Genomic DNA, 1,799 nt, shown 5'->3' with positions numbered 1-1,799 from the left:
TCTTATCCCCTGGAGGTTGACGGATCCTACTCCTTGGGGGGGTATAAAATCGTTCAAATGGATTCTATTATACCCCTAGCTACACTTTTTTCCTTCACTCGGTCACAATAAAATTTTATATGTGCCCTACAAGCATTTCCCATCTATCACTTGGTAACAATTAATTCTTTTTGTAACCATTCTGACACTTCTCTGCCTCCAGTGGGCCAAATTCATCATAATTTTTAATTTTAAAAGCACTCTAATTCTTACAATGGGAACAAAATTCGACATTGCAAGCTTTTTCCCATACTAAAGAGCTGCCAACGCAGCAGCTCTTTTCATTAAGATTACTAATCCTGCTTACATTTTATCAACTTCCGATGAAAAGGGAGTAAAAAGGCAAACACCACGAAATACAAGGGAATGGAAATAAAGAAGCTCCATCCATGAACCTTCATATATCCAACACTCCTCATCCCCCATTCAATTAAAATGGATATGATCGTAAAAATAATCGTTAGTTTCCACTTATTTGACTTCTCGAAGTAATTTAAATAAATAACGGAAAGGGAAGAAGGAATGAGGCTATAGCTTAAAAACTCTCCAATTCCTGCGAATTCGGGGTTACCGAAATCAACAAGATCAATCATTTCCCCTAATAAGGAATCAGAAATCCAAGCAAAATAACCAACGATTCCAAAGGTAACATAAAATTCTCTCCAGCCAATCTCTTTTTTGGGCATAAAAAGAGCATAAATGAGCAATAACAGCGACATTACGATTGGCAGCCAGCTTCCCTGAGCATGTAAATCCAGATTCTTAATGAATGAATTCAAAGTACTCACCTCATAGCTTACTATTTCCTAATTCAAGGTAAATATTTCAAATCTCCCTCTTCTATAAGAAAAATTCACAAAGCCTAGAACGGATATCCACCCCCAAAAATTTGCACAAAAAATATATAGTTTGTCTAGTAAACAAATTATCGAATCTATGCTATAATTTTTCAGATTAGTTATTTAGCATTTTTCATACCTAGCATTCATACTTTAAAAAAAGTCTTTACTAACTTAGGAGGAATTTATGGAGATAGGCTTTCTATCCATTCTAGCTTTAGGGTTTGTTCTAGGAATCAAGCATGCCATCGAACCCGATCATGTCATTGCCGTTTCCACCATTGCCAGCCAAAGTAAAAAATTATTCAAATCCACATTAGCGGGCGTTTTCTGGGGGATTGGGCATACGGCAACATTATTTATTATTGGGGTCGTTCTCATTTTAATGAAAGGTGAAATTCCTGAAAAATGGGCAATGTCATTGGAATTTTTAGTGGGAATCATGCTGGTTTACCTTGGTCTAACAACCCTATTTTCTCTTAAAAATATCCATATACACCAACATAAACATGATGGGGACGAGCATAAACATCTCCACTCTCATTCTCATAATGGGAAGCATCAGCATAACCACCAACATCCAAACGTTTCCTACTTGAAATCCTTGTTTATTGGCTTAGTCCATGGTCTAGCTGGCAGCGGCGCAATGGTTTTGCTAACGATGAGTACAGTCAAGAGTGTTTGGGAGGCGGCAGTTTATATCCTGATATTCGGTGCAGGCACTATTTTGGGAATGCTTTTCTTTACTACGATTATTGGGATTCCTTTCGTTTTCAGCGCCAAGAAACGTGTGCTAAATCAAACCCTTACCCGGCTGACAGGTGTTATTAGCATCGCTTTTGGGATGTATTACATGTATAACTTAGCGATCACCGAAGGATTATATAAACTTTGGATACAATAGAAAAGCGCAAGGCGCCC

The 1,799-nt window shown here is 37.6% G+C and carries 2 protein-coding genes; one reads left to right on the top strand and one right to left on the bottom strand.

Going from position 1 to position 1,799, the window contains the following annotated elements:
- Window positions 1-332 precede the first annotated feature (332 nt).
- Window positions 333-818 carry a hypothetical protein gene (locus tag V7266_RS26610; RefSeq protein WP_335472235.1) on the bottom strand — a complete coding sequence of 162 codons (486 nt, stop codon included), beginning with the start codon at window positions 816-818 and terminating at the stop codon, window positions 333-335.
- 247 nt (window positions 819-1,065) lie between these two features.
- On the opposite strand from V7266_RS26610, the gene V7266_RS26605 reads away from it, so the two are divergent.
- Window positions 1,066-1,782, top strand: a complete 717-nt coding sequence (locus tag V7266_RS26605) for an urease accessory protein UreH domain-containing protein (RefSeq protein ID WP_335472234.1) — start codon at window positions 1,066-1,068, stop codon at window positions 1,780-1,782.
- Window positions 1,783-1,799 lie beyond the last annotated feature (17 nt).

This window comes from Neobacillus drentensis, from assembly GCF_036965645.1.
Classification (GTDB): domain Bacteria; phylum Bacillota; class Bacilli; order Bacillales; family Cytobacillaceae; genus Neobacillus; species Neobacillus drentensis_D.
This window is presented reverse-complemented; position numbering and strand designations above follow the sequence as displayed.

Coding starts and splice junctions, on each gene's coding strand:
- V7266_RS26605 (WP_335472234.1), top strand. CDS start 1,066: ATGGAGATAGGCTTTCTATCCATTCTAGCTTTAGGGTTTGTTCTAGGA.